This window comes from Bacteroides sp. K03 (assembly GCF_019734355.1).
In the GTDB taxonomy this organism is placed as follows: Bacteria; Bacteroidota; Bacteroidia; order Bacteroidales; family Bacteroidaceae; genus Bacteroides; species Bacteroides nordii.
The window spans coordinates 463,083-476,821 of record NZ_JAASHC010000003.1 but is presented as its reverse complement, the minus strand read 5'-3'; the positions used below and the strand labels follow the sequence as shown (position 1 = coordinate 476,821).

Here is a 13,739-nt window from a genome sequence, read left to right as displayed (position 1 = left end):
ATGGAATTGCCGCTATTCTTTTTTTTACTATAAATTACGAATATTAGAATTATATTTTGAATATCAGAATTCTATTTTTATCTTTGCTGCATGATAAATGAGTAACCATGAGAATATTCACTGAGCAATCACTGCAAGAATACGCAGATAGTCACCCTGATGCAAAGGTGGCTTTACAAGAGTGGACTACGATAGTAAAACAAAGCAAATGGACTTGTTTTGCTGATGTAAAGAATACGTTTAATAGTGTAGATAATGTGGGTAATCAGCGGTATGTTTTCAATATCAAAGGCAATAATTATCGCTTGGTTTATAAAGTTTACGATAAAGTTTATATATATTCGCTTTATAGGTACTCATAAAGAATATGATAGAATAGATTGTTCAACCATTTAAATATGAACTTATGACAAAGATAGAAAATCAAACTCAGTATGAATGGGCTGTGAAAAGAGTAGAGGAGCTTCTTCCATTGGTGGATGATAATACCTCATTGAGTGACCCTAATAGCATAGAGTTAGAGCTTCTTTCTAATCTCGTCGCTGATTATTCCGAAGAACATTTTTCTTTAGGAGTACCTTCACTTGTGGATGTTCTTAAGCTTCGTATGTATGAAATGGGGCTTAATCAGAAATCACTTTCACAGTTAATTGGAGTTAGCCCTTCACGGTTTAGTGACTATATTTCTGGAAAGTGTGAACCAACCTTGAAAGTTGCCCGTGAGATAAGCCGCAAGTTAAACATCGATGCTAATATAGTATTGGGGGTATAACTCTTTTTTATGAATTTAAGCCTTTAATAGTCTGATTTTAAACTTAGTATTTTAACATCGGCTTAAAATGCATATTAATAGTGTGTTAAGTACGTACTTTGGTATCCCAAAAATACGTACTTTTTTATTGCTTGATTTCCAGGTTTTTAAACCTGTTTTCTACTGTGAAGTCCTGAGTATTTTCAGGATATATTTTCCCGGTGCCTCAATCCTGCCCCAGTTTGTTTTTGCCAGTATTCTCCATATTTCCGTTCCCTTCCTGCCATAGTCCGACAATCTCAGTATCGCCTTAATCTCGGCTTTGTCCTTCACATTGTGCAGTCTCAGGCTCTCCAGCAGCCCGCTGTAATTGTGTGTTTTCTCATTGAGTGCGTATTCGGGTGGGGGAGGAAGCAAAGAAATATCCTCCTCTTCCTCCTTCTCCCCGTTGGGGGGATCAGAGGGGGGAAGTTCTTTACTCTTCTCTGCTTTACTTTGCTTTACTTTACTTTGTCTGAAATTGTCTGCATTTTCCAGGCTCAACTCCATTTGAGTCGGTAACTTGTCTACATTTTCTGTAGTTGAACTACCTGTTTTGCATACATTTTTTGAGTTCGCACCCTCTGTCAGCATGTAGGGCAGTTTGGTTAAGTCCTTCTTTCTCCGGCTTGTAGCCTCCAACCATACCTTTTGTATCTCCACAGAAGTCAGTACTCCATGTTTTTCATAGCTTTCTTTATCGAAAAATTCTTTTTCAATGAGTAGGTTTACGATCTCTTCCACTGTCTTTTTATCGTATTCCGGTCCTAACTTCCTTGCAAAAATCATACATTGGTCCTCTCCCCAATGAATGTAATACCCGTCAGTATATATCTTGCACAGTAACATGATCACCGCATGCGGCCCTTTCACTCCATGTATCGCCGTAATCAGTTCTATCGTATCGCAGTGAAAAAATCCCGTCAGTAGCGGGAAGTAGTTTATTCCATAGTATTCTGTAGCCATGTTTATTTAGTTGAAAATTGAAAATTGAAAGTTGAAAGTTGGCTGCGCTATGCGCTGCATAGTAACTTCTTATTTAATTGGAAGTTGAAAGTTGAAAATTGAAAATTACTATTCAGCATGATAGCGCAGCTAATTTTCAATTTTCAACTTTCAATTTTCCATTAAACAACCGGTCTCCATTCCATAAAGTTCTCCACCAGAAATGTCCTCCATCCCTGTTGCTCCACGTCCCAGTAAACGATGGCACCTTCCACTTTTGCGGGATCGTATGCTTTGTGAAACTCTGCTTCGTAATAGACCAGTGTCCCTTTCACAAACTTGAAATCTCCGTTCTGCTTGTGATAGACAATCATGGCATGTCCGTACAGCATGTGGTCCAACAATCTTTCCAGTCGTTCTGCCATCCATTGTGCGGTGCTCTCCGGGTAACTTTTTTCCATTACGATCCGTCTTTTCCATCTTGTTTTCATTGCTTCACTCTGTGACACCTGCCTCTTCAGCTTTTTCATACTATTAAATTTAAAATGATGAATAATTATTTTTTTTCAGGTTGATGCTGTATACAAAGAAAGTGCCGCATCCTGAGAAAGCGGCACTCCTACATCTTTCGCTTCAATCTGCTGCGAATATATGCTTATTATTCTAAAATGAATTTACAAAATAGGTGTCCTGTAATTTCCCTATCTCCTCATAACCGGATTAGTGTTATTCCTCTTCATTCCATATTTGGGATATGTAGGTTTTTATAGTGCTGTATTTTAGTTGTTTGTATTCCCCGTTGACTATATGAATGAGTGTGTTTCTTTCAAAAATAAATCGTGCTAAACTGGCTTGACATGTCTTTAAATCTTCTCCCATTGCTCCTTTTTTGCACAACAATATCATGTCTCTGATATATTCTTCGTGACAGGAAATAATACCGCACATTGGTTTCTCCTTTTTTCTTCCTTTTTTTGATTGAATTTCCTGTTTATTAGTTAGTAAAGACTTTTTGTTCTCGTTTTTTTTACTCTTTTACTATCCTCTTTCTGTTGTAGTTTTTGGTTCATAATTTGCGATTTTAATTTTGTTAATGATAAAAATGTTTAAAATCGCGAAAGTAGCTAATTAATTCATTTAGTATGGATTATTTATGGGGTAAAATGAAGAAAAATGCTTGTTTTATGTGTTTATTGTATTGTAAATCAATAAAATATCTATCGAATATAAAAGTGTTTCAATAAACGTTCGTTTAATTGAACGCAAAGATATGAGGTATTTTTATACTGGCAAAATGTTTAATAAAAAAAATGATATTATATTTGTTGAATTACCCTCAATGATCTGATTATTAGTAATATACGATATTAAATAAATTACTCTTTTATCTGTATGCTTTTATGAAAATCCCTTTTTATATGATGTGTAAAAAAAGTGTTCAATTAAACGAACGTCTATTGAAACACTTATTGCTTTCAGTCGGCTCGTTTATAATAAGTTGTGCATCCCGCTTTGTTTTCAATAAAAACAAGTCCTTACACACCTCATAAATCCCCTCTTTATGTTCGTTCCCTGTGATAGGGCCACTATTGAGGGCAAGTGTATAACTCATTGATAATCTCTACTTATACACGCTTAACCGGAAGGAGTTTTCACTACCCCGGTGTCCCTAAAGAATATCCAATTGTGAACAAATCCACTGACATACACTGGTATCCGCTTCGCGTCACTTACAGCCGCGAGCTTCTCCTAAAAGAGATTTTAGATGCCGAAAAGATTGAGAACTTCATCCCGATGCACTACGAGTATATTCGGAAAGGGGAGCGTAAAGTACGTAAATTGGTCCCTGTGGTACATAACCTTATCTTCGTCCGTTCCTCTTTGGAATGTATCGAACGTATCCGTCAGTCCATCGCCCTCTCTTTGGCTGTCCGTTACATCTTCAATCAGGAGCTTCGTCGTCCGATCACCATTCCGGATTCCCAGATGTGTAGCTTCATTGCCGTTTCGGGCAATTACGAAGAGCAGATTGTCTACCTCGATCCCATCGCCACCGCCTTACAGAAAGGCGATCGTGTTCGTGTCACCGGTGGTATCTTCGAGGGTGTGGAAGGAGTTATCATTCGTGTCAAGGGAGATCGCCGCGTGTCGGTTTGTATTCAGGGAGTCATGGCAGTAGCTACCGCCTATATCCATCCTTCCTTGATAGAACGCATTTCCGACTCCTCATTATAATTGCTTGTAAATCATCTAATTGATAATTGTATCATTTTTCAATCGTAAATTGTAAATCGCAAAATTGTAAATAAATTCATGTTTCTACAATCCCAAATCGATGCCCTGTGCCATATCACGCACGAGCTTCTCAACTTAGGTTTCGATGGTACCCCCCTTTATTCCGACCGTTTCTGCGAACTCAATCTCGAGGTATACCGTCAGTCCGAAGATCTCTACATCCGTCGTAGTTCTGGTGTTGAAGAAGAAGCCCGGCTCTGTTATACCCTTCTGAGTGGTTTCCATGCCACCATTTATGACAATGGCAATAAAAACAAAAAGATCCAGGCGCTTCTTGACCGTAGTTGGAAGGTACTTGATAAACTCCCTGCTTCACTATTGAAGTGTCAGCTTTTAGTAGCTTGTTACGCAGAAACTTTTGATGATGAGTTGGCGAAAGAAGCCCATACAATAGTCAATGGTTGGGAAGGTCGTGATTTGATTTTGGCAGAACGGGAGGTTTTTGACTATTTGGAGAGTCTGGAGGCTAATCCGTATCCGAATTGGGAAGAGGTGGAATAACAGTCTACAAGATTTTGAGAAACTTCCGCAGTACTCATGCTGCCGTTGATATGTTGCTAAAATTGGTATTCAATTTCTTACTATACTTGAGAATTTGATTTATCGTGATACGGTTCACTTGTTTGAATTGAAGTTCAAAGTTTCCCGTCAGACCATCTTGAATTGGATGGAACTTAGTGCCGTGTGAAGATGTATGGATGGCAAGAAAATCGTTGTGATTTTGACTGAATGGTTACCACGCATAGAGAGTAGGGGGCAAATAACTAACGTCTAAACAAAACGTTTACATCTAAAAAGTGATAAATAACTCAGAGAATAATAAGCGAATTGCGAAGAATACAATGATGCTTTATATTCGTATGTTACTAACGATGGGAGTTAGTCTTTATACGAGTCGTGTTGTTCTAAATACTTTAGGTATTGAGGATTTTGGTATCTATAATGTAGTGGCCGGAGTTGTTGTATTGTTCTCTTTCTTAAATGGAGCTTTAACGCAAGCGACTCAACGTTTTCTAACGTATGAACTGGGGAAACAAAACTTATTGAAATTCAAACAAGTATTTAGTATTAGTTTACTTGTCTATTTGGGATTATCTCTTATCATCATTATCTTAGGCGAGAGTATTGGTTTGTGGTTTCTTAACACACAGCTTAATATAGCAGAAGAGCGGATGGTTGCTGCAAATTGGACTTATCAATTTACATTAGTTACTTTTTTCTTAAATATGATGTGTACTCCTTATAATGCAGCGATTGTCGCTCATGAGAAGATGTCATTTTATGCTTATATTTCGATAGTAGAAGTAATATTGAAATTGTTAATTGTTTATTTACTGATGTGGGTGAATTTTGATAAATTAATAAGCTATAGCATTTTAACTTCTGTCGTTTCTTTTGTTGTTTTATTGTTATATGTATATTTTTGTCTTAATCAATTTAGTGCATGCCGCTTTTTCTATTATTGGAATAAAAAGTTGTTTTATAAGTTAGTGAGTTTTTCTGGTTGGAGTATATTTGGAAGTCTTTCGGTAGTAGCTACTAATCAAGGTGTAAATATGCTCTTAAATATTTTTTTTGGTGTTGTTGTTAATGCTGCTATGGGGGTTACTAATCAAATAAGTAATGCAGTAAATCAGTTCGTTCTGAATTTTCAAGTTGCATTTAATCCTCAAATAACAAAATCCTATGCTTCCGGAGATAAACCCTATTTAGAGTCATTAATATTTAGATCAGCAAAAATTTCTTATCTGTTATTGTTTTTAATTTCTTTGCCAATTTTAATAAAGACAGAAGCAATTTTGCAAATTTGGTTAGGAAGTATACCACAATATACTGTTTTATTCTGTCGATTTACAATTATCTCTTTATTAATCGATACATTATCAGGCCCCTTGTGGATGATAATCCAAGCAAAAGGGAAAATTCGGAATTATCAATTAATTATCAGTTCCATATTCTGGCTAAATTTAATTTCATCATTTATACTGTTTTCATTAGGCTATAGTCCCGTTTTTGCCTTGATAGTTCGATGTGTGGTTAGTGTGGTTTTATTGTTTACAAGGCTTATTTTATTTGTATCAATGCTTAATTTTCCCTCAAAGTTGTTTTGTAGAAAAGTGATACTTAATGTTGTTTGTATAACCTTTGTTGTTATTCCCTTCCCATTATTAATTGGTAAATATACTGATGGCATGATAAGTTTAATACTTACTGTAATTGTTTCTTTTTTATTCACGATATTATTCTCTTATCTTTTAGGATTAAATGCGGAGGAAAAGAAAAAAGTAAAAATATATATACTAAATAGAATAAATAAATGAACTTAAATCGATTTGTAAGAAGTGCGTATGGAATTGTCAGAAATAAATATGATCTTTATTGGGATGAAAAAAAAATAATAAATATTATATCATTATCTAAAAACAGGAAAACAGTTTTTATATTTGGGTCCCCGGGACATAGTAATATGGGAGATCAAGCGCAAATGTACTGTATACAAAAATGGATAAATCAAAATTTTGAAGAGTATGAATGCGTTTTTTTTACTTTAAGAACTTCGACAGATAAGGTTATTCGTCATTTGAGAAAGCAGATTAATTCAGACGATCTTTTGATGTTTCATAGTGGCTATCATTTAACAGATTTATATAGAGAAAAAGATGTATATTGTAAAATAGCGCAACTGTTTCCTGATTTTAAAATATTCATCTTTCCTCAGACAATTAACTTTAAAGATAAAGATGAAGAAAAAAAAATAGCAACTATTTTTAACAAGCATGGTAAAATTACATTGTGCTGTAGAGATGAACTCTCTTATCAAAATGCTCAAAAAATATTTGTAAATTGCAGATTGTTATTGTACCCTGATATTGTCACTTCACTAATTGGTTCAAAGCATTATACTAATAATCGTCAAGGAATTTTGTTTTGTATGAGAAATGATATAGAAGCTTTTTATAAAGTAGAAACAATACAAAAATTACGTGATAAATTTGAAAATATAACAACTGAAATGACCGATACGACTATTTCAATCCCTTATTCAATAATAAATGAAGGATCGAATAGAGAAAAATTATTAATTGAAATATTCGAGCAATTTTCTAAATATAAATTGGTTATCACAGATCGTTATCATGGGACTATTTTTTCACTAATAGCAGGTACTCCTGTTATAGTAGTTTCATCTACAGATCATAAGTTGAGTTCTGGAGTTAAATGGTTCCCAGTGGAGTTCGAAAATTATGTAAAATTTGCTCCTGATTTAGAAGATGTACCTCAATTAGTTCATGATATTTTATCAAATGAGAATTTGACTTATCATTTGATGCCTTATTTTGAAGAAAATTATTACTCAGTATTAAAATCCAAGCTGTAACATGAAACTTTGTGAATCATCAGTGTGTACAGGTTGTCTTGCTTGTGTTAATTCTTGCCCTAAGATGGCTTTGAGTATATCTAAGGATGATGAGGGCTTTTATGTGCCTTCTCTGTTGGTGGAAAAGTGTATTGAATGTGGCACCTGTGAAAGGAGTTGCCCTATATTGAATGTGATAGAGAAGAAAAGAGTAAAACAATATGGATACGCTATTTGGAGTCGAAATAAGATACTAAGGAAGGAGAGCTCTTCCGGCGGTATATTCTCTGAATTGGCACTTTATATTTTAAAAAGCGGTGGCGTTGTTTTTGGGGCAGCGTTTACTTCTAATTTTACTGTATCTCACATAATGATTGATAAAGAAGATGATTTAGCAAAATTGAGAGGCTCAAAGTATTTGCAAAGTAATATTCATGAGTCATATAAAGCTGTTCGTTCGGTTCTGAAGGAGGGGAGGATGGTCTTGTTTAGTGGGGCACCTTGTCAGGTAGCTGGTCTTTATGGGTATTTACAACGTGATTATAGCAATTTAGTGACATGTGATTTTGTTTGTCATGGAGTTCCATCTCCTAATGTTTTTTTTAAATATAAAGAATGGTTGGAAAATTGTTATAAATCATCACTTATCTCTTATACTTTTAGAGATAAAAGGAATAGTTGGAGTTGGTTTAACACTAAAGCTATATTTGAATCTGGAGAGGTTTATTTTGGTAATTGGTTTAAAGATCCTTTTATGCGACTATTTCTGAGGGATAATATATTAAGAAAGTCTTGTTATCAATGTCGCTTCGCCAATATGGAACGTGTTAGTGATATAACTTTAGCTGATTTTTGGGGTTATGTAGCTACTTGTAAAGAAGAAAAAAACACAGATGAGGGTATTTCGATGTTGTTGATAAATACTTCTAAAGGGAGAAATCTTGTTGATTTAGTGAAAAATCAGACTATTTGTTTTGAAAGAGATTCTATTGTAATTTCCAAAAGTCAGAAAAGTCTTTCTTCTGCTTGGAATGAACCTGTTACGAGATCTGAGTTTTGGTTGGATTTCCAAAACATGAACTTTGATGAAATTATAGCAAAATGGGGATATCCAGAGAGAAGAAATTTCCCTCAATATTTAATTTCTGAATATGGAAGTAATACGGTTGTTAAAAGTTTGTGCTGGGTATATTACAGGATTAATATTGTTTTCTTTAAATTGATTAGTTTTTTTAATAGGCGTTTTACTTAGAGTCTGTTTAAATTTTGCTCGCCACTGTTTTGAGATTTGTTTTCGAGGATATTTTTCAGTTTTTATAAGGAGCATAGCGGGCTATGTGACGAATAAAAACTGAAAAATAGACCGAAAAGAAAATCAAAACAGGTCGATAAAGCCTATATAAAAATTATTTCAGGAATATTTAAACAGACTCTTAATTCTTGAGATTATTTCTGGATAATGTTATGGATATAAAAGTTTCAATTATTGTTCCTGTTTATAATGTCTCTTTGTATATAGAAAGAGTCTTAAAATCAATATTGAATCAAACATATAGAAATATTGAATGTATATTAATTAATGACTGCACGCCTGATGATAGTATGAAGAAAGTATCTGATTTTCTGAATAATAATCAGTGTGATATTGATTTTAGAATAATTAATCATGAGAAAAATAGAGGATTGTCTGCAGCCCGCAATACAGGAATAAAATTTTCTACGGGAGATTATTTGTATTTTTTAGATAGCGATGATGACATTTCATTAGATTGTATTTCTTTATTGGTGTCTTCGTTAAAATCAAATTATGACGTTGTTGTTGGAGCGTATGAAGTAAATGCGAAATTTCCAATATATTGCTTTGATAATAAATTATATGAATCGAATAGTGCTATTGTTGAGGCGCTTTATAATAATGAATGGTACGTGATGGCTTGGAATAAACTAGTCAATAAATCATTTATAATTCAATACAATTTATTTTTCGAAGAAGGTTTATTGCATGAAGATGTTTTGTGGAGTTTTCAATTGGCTACATTCGCCAAATCATTGTTTTTATGTGATGCAATTACTTATAAATATGTCATAAGAGATAATACAATTAGTACAGATACTAATCAAAAAAAACATTTAGTTCATTACTTTAATGTTATTAATAAGATGATTTCGTTTGTTAGTGATAATAATGTTTCTAATCCATATAATTATTTTATTTTGGAAAGTTATCGGTATTCTTATTTCTCAGTAGCTATGACAGTGCTTACTGATTTAGAACTTTGGACTTATTATAAACATATAGTAAATCGAGTACCTTTATCTAATCGTTTTGTTTATTTATGTAAAGCAAGTAATCGGTTGGGAGTATTTATCAGGAATATTCATTTTATCTTGCCTCTTAGAATTGGTTTCTACTATTATAAAATGATATGTATGTTATATGATAAAATACACAGATTTTCAAAATGTTAAATTTGATGAAGTTACATGCGGTCAACCGATCTACATTGTTTTTATTTGGCTGCTTATTATATTTTGGGGGATCTGCAATACTTAATAGTGATACTTCTCCTATATTAATAATTCGTTTTTTACAATTGACAGGTTTGTCGTTTATTTTTTATAATTTCTTTTTTCTTGTAAAGAAGCAAAATAGTCGTTTAACTTCTTTTTGTGTTTGCTTTTTTGTTATACTGGGGGTTTTTATAATGATTCGGGGAAATTATCTGACTGTGATGTCTGTGTTAAATAAGGTGTACGACAGAATGGGGCTTATGTTGTATTTAACGCCTTTGATCTATTTTATATTGTCTGAAAATGTGTTAAAAAAAATGTTCTCTTTATTTTTTTTGATGTCATTACTTTTTGTAGCGCTTATTTTATTATCTTATAGAGCATTATTTACAGAGTTCGGTTTTGTAGTAATCTCCCAGTTAACTGCCTTTTTGGGGTCGACTTCAATTATTTTATTCTATTTTATTCGCTCTTTTGGTTTAAAGTATAAGATTGTCATTTTCATCTCTCTTGGACTTCTTTTTATCTTTGCTACATTAATGGCTAGGCGTGGATTAGTTTTAGATATATTTATTGCATTTTTTCTAAATATCGTAGGAGTTGTAATCTTTGGTGATAATAACAGTAAACAAAAAATCAAGATCTTGTTTTTTATTTTTTTTCTATCGTTAATAGCTTGGAGGGGGTATGGTTATTTGTCGACTACGCTATTTTCGAATTTGATAGAGAAAGGGATGACTGATACAAGGTCTCAAGTGGAATTTATGTTTATTGATGATGTGTTTAGTAATGTAAGTGATGTGTTTTGGGGACGTGGTATTGATGGCGTATATTATGCTCCTGGAATAGAGTCATCAGGTGAGGAGTATCGTAATTTGATTGAAACAGGTTTTTTACACATTATATTGAAGGGTGGAATCCTATTTCTTATACCCTTTCTTGTTTTTCTAATTTGTGCAATTTGTAAAGGATTTGCTTCAAAATCTTATTTTTCTCATCAGTCAGCTCTTTTTTTAGTACATTTTATAGTGTCTTTGTATCCAGGAAGCCTTTTTGTTTTTTGTCCTAAATATTTATTTGTGTGGGTGGCTGTTTGGAGTATCTATACTAATCAAAAAAATAATATTTTTAGATGAATATTGCTTTTTATGATCATCCTTTTCATATAAAGACAAGGAGTAGTCAATTTTTTATTGAAATTTTGCAAACTCTTGATAAAGTAGATGTTCTATATTCTTTTTTTGATTCAAATAATGATGTCATAAAAGAAGGATATGACTTGTATGTTTTTTGGCAAATTATACCATCTCTTGACATATTATCTTCTGTAGATCCTAAAAGAGTAATTATTATTCCAATGTATGATGCTTGTTCAACATGGAACCACTTTACTTGGTATAAGTATCGTAAGTTTCGTTTTATCTCTTTTAGTACTACTATTCATAAGATTCTTCTTGATTTAAGAATTGATAGTTTACTCGTGCGATATGTTCCTCCTGTAAGGAAAAATACAACTCTTGATTTGACTAAGTTATCAGCATTTATTTGGAGAAGAACAAATAATATGAATATTCAAAAATTATTGAATTCCTTAGAAAGTATGGGAGTAAATAGGGTTTTGATTCATGATTCTCCCGATTCTACTACTTGTTCAAAAATCAATAAGAATATTTTGAGTATGAATAAAATGGAGATTAACTATACTGATGGCTGGTTTGATACTCATGAAGATTATTTAAATGCACTTAGTAAATGCAATATATTTATTGCTCCCCGAAAGTTGGAAGGAATTGGTATGGGATTTTTGGAGGCGATGGGATTAGGTTTATGCGTATTATCACCTAATAGTCCTACGATGAGTGAATATATTGTTGATGGAGATAATGGAGTTTTATTTGATAAGTTTGAAAACTTATCAAATAAAACGATAAATATAAGATTACTATCAAAGCGCTCTTTAGAAACTTATGAATACTACGCACAGCGTTGGGACTTAGAAAAAATGTCGATTTTATCTTTTTGTACTAAAACCCCGAAGGATAGCAGCGAAGGATACAATCACCCGATAAGATACAGCGCATGTGATTTAAAGTTGTTTGTTGGTAGAACTATGGATTATTTAAAAACAAGATTATTTAAATCAGATTATTAATTATGGAATACGCTCTTTCAGTAGTATTAGGTTCCAAAAACCGGAAGAATTTATTAAAGGCTACAATTAATAGTATAAGAACAAATGGGTTCAATGGAAATGTTGAAATCATTGTAATAGATGGTGGCTCTACTGATGGCACATGCGATTGGTTAGCTAAACAAAGGGATATTTTTACAATGATTCAGCCGAACTATAAGGTAACTGATTCACAAGGTATACGTGTATTGGCTCATTCATGGGGAGAATTTATGAATATTGCTTTTAAATATGCTTCGGCTCCTTATATCGTAATGGTGAGCGATGATTTAATATTGGAAAAAGGGTGTTTACAGAAAGGGTATGATGAAATGGAAAGGCGAAGAATAAATGGGGAAAAAATAGGTGCTGGTGCTTTCTTTTTTAGAGAATTTCCTAGACATAATTATTATCGTGTGGGGCTTTTACCCAAAGGATATGTTACTTTAAATCATGGATTCTATGTGCGAGAGGCATTAGAGGCGATTGGCTTTTTAGAGGAGAAGGATTATAACTTTTATTTTGCTGATAGTGATGTTGTTATGCGCCTGAATTTACAAGGATGGAGTACAATAGCTTTAGATAATTGTTTTGCAGAGCATTTATGTCATAAACCAATCTTTAATAAAAAGAAAAATTACTCTATATCTCATTTACGCGATATGGACATGTTTAATCAGAAATATCCATATCCTATAGGGGATACTATGATACAAAAGAAATTATTTGTTGATATAAATACATATCCATTTTATAGATATGCTGTTAAGAATGTTTTTTATGGTTATCTATTAAGACTTTATGATGGGTATAGAAAAAACTAATATGGTCATAGTTCGTCTCTGGGGAGGGATTGGAAATCAATTATTTCAGTATTCTTTTGGTGAGTTTTTAAGAGAGAAGTACCAAGTAGATGTGATATATGATATTGCTTCTTTTGGAAAATCTGATAAATTAAGAAAATTGGAGTTATCCGTGGTTGTTCCTGGTATACCTGTTACCACTGATATTTCTTTCTCTAAATATGTAGGTACAAAGAATCGGTTATTGAGATTTATTTATGGTTTGAAAAATAGTTTTATTGAGGAGAAGTATTTTTCAGATGAACAGTTATTCAAATATTTGAGTAAGAGAGGGGATGTTTATTTGCAGGGCTATTGGCAGAAAACTATTTATGCTGAAACTTTGAGAAGAAAGGGCTCTTTTTTTCTTTCCCAAGAAGAACCGATAGTCTTGCATACTATAAAAGCAAAGATACAAGAAGCTGAGGGGTCTATAGCATTACATGTAAGAAGAGGCGATTACTTCTCGTCTAAGCATATTAATACTTTTGGAGTTTGTGATGCTCACTATTATGAAAAAGCAGTGGATATTATGCGCGGAAGAGTTTCTAATGCTATGATTTTTGTTTTTTCTGATGATTTAGACTGGGTAAGAAGGTATGTCAATCTACCAACAAATGTAATTTATGTTCCTAATTATGATATTCCTCAATATTGGTACATTTATCTAATGTCTTTGTGTAGACATAACATTATCTCTAACAGCTCTTTTTCGTGGTGGGGGGCTTTTTTAAACATGAACACAAATAAAATCGTTGTTTCCCCTTCTAAATGGACTTTAAATTCAGATAAGACTATTGCTTTAGATGAATGGTTTAAGATTTGAAT

The 13,739-nt window shown here is 33.0% G+C and carries 13 protein-coding genes and 1 pseudogene; 12 read left to right on the top strand and 2 right to left on the bottom strand.

Features of this window, described 5'->3' with window-relative positions; translation table 11 throughout:
• Positions 1 to 107: 107 nt before the first annotated feature.
• Together HCG69_RS04425 and HCG69_RS04420 are read left to right on the top strand one after the other, a co-directional pair.
• Positions 108 to 396 (top strand): annotated as a pseudogene (locus tag HCG69_RS04425) (type II toxin-antitoxin system HigB family toxin).
• Between the two features lie 10 nt (positions 397 to 406).
• Positions 407 to 772 (top strand): type II toxin-antitoxin system HigA family antitoxin, encoded by a 366-nt coding sequence (locus tag HCG69_RS04420; RefSeq protein WP_221649013.1) that lies wholly within the window; start codon positions 407 to 409, stop codon positions 770 to 772.
• 159 nt (positions 773 to 931) lie between these two features.
• Here HCG69_RS04420 and HCG69_RS04415 read toward each other — a convergent pair whose 3' ends face one another.
• Both HCG69_RS04415 and HCG69_RS04410 read right to left on the bottom strand, forming a co-directional pair.
• Positions 932 to 1,756: a DUF4373 domain-containing protein gene (locus tag HCG69_RS04415; protein ID WP_221649012.1), complete on the bottom strand. Its 825-nt coding sequence runs from the start codon at positions 1,754 to 1,756 to the stop codon at positions 932 to 934.
• 161 nt (positions 1,757 to 1,917) lie between these two features.
• A complete protein-coding gene (locus tag HCG69_RS04410) occupies positions 1,918 to 2,265 on the bottom strand; it encodes an SH3 beta-barrel fold-containing protein (RefSeq protein WP_221649011.1) in 348 nt (115 codons plus the stop codon).
• A 1,156-nt stretch (positions 2,266 to 3,421) separates the two neighbouring features.
• On the opposite strand from HCG69_RS04410, the gene HCG69_RS04405 reads away from it, so the two are divergent.
• The 10 genes from HCG69_RS04405 to HCG69_RS04360 all read left to right on the top strand — a co-directional run bounded on the left by HCG69_RS04405 (position 3,422) and on the right by HCG69_RS04360 (position 13,737).
• Positions 3,422 to 3,970: a UpxY family transcription antiterminator gene (locus HCG69_RS04405; RefSeq protein WP_221649010.1), complete on the top strand. Its 549-nt coding sequence runs from the start codon at positions 3,422 to 3,424 to the stop codon at positions 3,968 to 3,970.
• A 78-nt stretch (positions 3,971 to 4,048) separates the two neighbouring features.
• Positions 4,049 to 4,531, top strand: a complete 483-nt coding sequence (locus HCG69_RS04400) for a UpxZ family transcription anti-terminator antagonist (protein ID WP_221649009.1) — start codon at positions 4,049 to 4,051, stop codon at positions 4,529 to 4,531.
• Between the two features lie 341 nt (positions 4,532 to 4,872).
• Positions 4,873 to 6,351 (top strand): lipopolysaccharide biosynthesis protein, encoded by a 1,479-nt coding sequence (locus tag HCG69_RS04395; protein WP_195349309.1) that lies wholly within the window; start codon positions 4,873 to 4,875, stop codon positions 6,349 to 6,351.
• Complete coding sequence (locus HCG69_RS04390) at positions 6,348 to 7,409, top strand: polysaccharide pyruvyl transferase family protein (protein WP_221649008.1); 1,062 nt, start codon at positions 6,348 to 6,350, stop codon at positions 7,407 to 7,409. The genes HCG69_RS04395 and HCG69_RS04390 overlap by 4 nt, the downstream gene beginning before the upstream one ends.
• A 1-nt stretch (position 7,410) precedes the next feature.
• Positions 7,411 to 8,640 carry a Coenzyme F420 hydrogenase/dehydrogenase, beta subunit C-terminal domain gene (locus HCG69_RS04385; RefSeq protein ID WP_221649007.1) on the top strand — a complete coding sequence of 410 codons (1,230 nt, stop codon included), beginning with the start codon at positions 7,411 to 7,413 and terminating at the stop codon, positions 8,638 to 8,640.
• A 212-nt stretch (positions 8,641 to 8,852) separates the two neighbouring features.
• Positions 8,853 to 9,857 (top strand): glycosyltransferase family 2 protein, encoded by a 1,005-nt coding sequence (locus HCG69_RS04380; RefSeq protein WP_255585419.1) that lies wholly within the window; start codon positions 8,853 to 8,855, stop codon positions 9,855 to 9,857.
• A gap of 5 nt (positions 9,858 to 9,862) precedes the next feature.
• Positions 9,863 to 11,035, top strand: a complete 1,173-nt coding sequence (locus tag HCG69_RS04375; RefSeq protein WP_221649005.1) for a hypothetical protein — start codon at positions 9,863 to 9,865, stop codon at positions 11,033 to 11,035.
• Positions 11,032 to 12,051, top strand: a complete 1,020-nt coding sequence (locus HCG69_RS04370) for a glycosyltransferase (RefSeq protein ID WP_002560803.1) — start codon at positions 11,032 to 11,034, stop codon at positions 12,049 to 12,051. Before HCG69_RS04375 ends, HCG69_RS04370 begins: the two co-directional genes overlap by 4 nt.
• A gap of 2 nt (positions 12,052 to 12,053) precedes the next feature.
• Positions 12,054 to 12,893: a glycosyltransferase family 2 protein gene (locus tag HCG69_RS04365; protein ID WP_002560802.1), complete on the top strand. Its 840-nt coding sequence runs from the start codon at positions 12,054 to 12,056 to the stop codon at positions 12,891 to 12,893.
• Entirely contained in the window at positions 12,871 to 13,737 is an 867-nt protein-coding gene (locus tag HCG69_RS04360) for an alpha-1,2-fucosyltransferase (protein WP_255585418.1), read from the top strand. Before HCG69_RS04365 ends, HCG69_RS04360 begins: the two co-directional genes overlap by 23 nt.
• Positions 13,738 to 13,739 lie beyond the last annotated feature (2 nt).